The 1,690-nt window shown below is 38.3% G+C and carries 2 protein-coding genes; both read right to left on the reverse strand.

What is annotated here, in order from left to right:
* Positions 1-54: 54 nt before the first annotated feature.
* Complete coding sequence (locus tag AC1RPQ_RS07580) at positions 55-972, reverse strand: IS3 family transposase (RefSeq protein ID WP_481761993.1); 918 nt, start codon at positions 970-972, stop codon at positions 55-57.
* The gene (locus tag AC1RPQ_RS07585) at positions 945-1,619 is read right to left on the reverse strand and encodes a transposase (protein ID WP_481761994.1); all 675 of its coding nucleotides are present in this window, start codon (positions 1,617-1,619) and stop codon (positions 945-947) included. The genes AC1RPQ_RS07580 and AC1RPQ_RS07585 overlap by 28 nt, the downstream gene beginning before the upstream one ends.
* Positions 1,620-1,690 lie beyond the last annotated feature (71 nt).

Here is a 1,690-nt window from a genome sequence, read left to right on the forward strand (position 1 = left end):
TGTACTAGGCCCTGTCAAGTTGACGGATGAAATAATATAAAATTTAATATGTTTCTAAATGGCTTTATCCCAGTATTCATCTGGGGTAAGGCCATTTCTTTGTGTTGAGCGATTGTAATGATTAAAATATTCAATTCCTGCTTCAACCAATTTCATAAGTTCTTGATAGGTCTTTGGCAGTGGCTGACGTGCCATCCATCGATTTTTAAATTCATTCCACCAACGCTCCATTGGAGCGTTATCGTATGGCGTTCCTGGTCGGGACATACTTCTAGTTACTTCATATCGATCAAGAGAACGATTAAATAGTTTTGAGGTATAAGCTGAACCGCGATCGGTGTGCACCATGGGGTGTACACTACCAGCACCTGAAAAGGCCTGCTGAAATACCTGGATTTCTGCTTCACTAGTTTCTGTAGGACTTAGATTATAGGCTAAAAGTCGCCGACCATAAAGATCTAAAACACCACTTAACCGAATTTTATATTCGCCATTTATGCCATATGAAAGCTCTGTTGAATCGGCCAACCAAACTTGGTTAGGTCTACTCACACTAAAATTTTGATTAAGAAGATTATCTTGGATATATTGTTCTGATTGTTTCACACGATTATGCTTCTTCGGATGTACTAAACATCGAATACCTAGTTCTCGCATAACTCGTCGAACCTGTTTGAAAGTAATGGGAAAATTAATTGATGTGTCAGCTTGTAAATTTACCAACATGTTTCCAGTACCAATCCCTTGTAGATTGAAATCAAACCAGTATTGGGTTCGCTCTTTAAGTTGTTTATTACGTGTCTCCCAAACTGTTTCTTGTCTTTTTAACCCTTTGTAGTAAGCCTGACGGCTAACGCCAACCATTTTTATAAGTTTTGTTATCGCACCATGCTTTTCTTGACTAACATTCTTAATCGCGTGATATGCCAGTCGTCTTTGCTTATTCACCCCTTGCGCTGAAGTTCCTGCCATTTTTTTATAAAGGCCGCATATAATTTTTGATCTTCGATTTGGCTTTCTAACTCGTGAATCCGTAGATTCGCTTTATCTAAATCTGTTAGTTCTGATTGATCTTTACGGTGACCACGATTATCGATTAGTGATTCATAACCACCTTGTCGTGCCTTAAGAACCCATGAACGGGCTTGTTGATAAGAGACACCGAAGTGTTCCGCAGTTTCATTATAACTATGTTTATCTTTGGTAATATATTCAACAATTGAAACGCGTTCTTCAAAAGAAGTTTTACGACTCATAATGGGAACCTGCCTTTTGGACGGTGACGCCGTCACCGTTTTATCCTCATTATACTTGGAAACCCAGTCTAATAGTTGTTTTTGTGATCGTAAACCAAACTTAAGTGCAACATCTGCTTGTGAATATTGACCCGTTAGATAAGTTAATACCGCTTCTAATTTCAGCGCTTTTGAATAGTGATTATTGTGGCGCGCTTCCTGTAAACCTTCAATACCATCGCGGTCATAGCGATCGACCCAACGTTTGAATAGATCTTTATTAATACCGTATTCTCGGGCAAAAGTTCTTCTCGGCATTCCGGACTTTCTAAATTCTTCGATAAACGTTAATTTTTCTAATGCTGAATACTTGGCTCTGGACATACAAAAATCCCTCCATGATTATCGGATGAAATTATATTATTTCATCTGACAACCATAAAGGGATTATTACA

This window comes from Dellaglioa sp. CoH-57-MRSF-21 (assembly GCF_056781915.1).

Excerpts from the sequence above, each read along its gene's own strand:
- AC1RPQ_RS07585 (WP_481761994.1), bottom strand. The coding sequence starts at position 1,619 with ATGTCCAGAGCCAAGTATTCAGCATTAGAAAAATTAACGTTTATCGAA.
- AC1RPQ_RS07580 (WP_481761993.1), bottom strand. The coding sequence starts at position 972 with ATGGCAGGAACTTCAGCGCAAGGGGTGAATAAGCAAAGACGACTGGCA.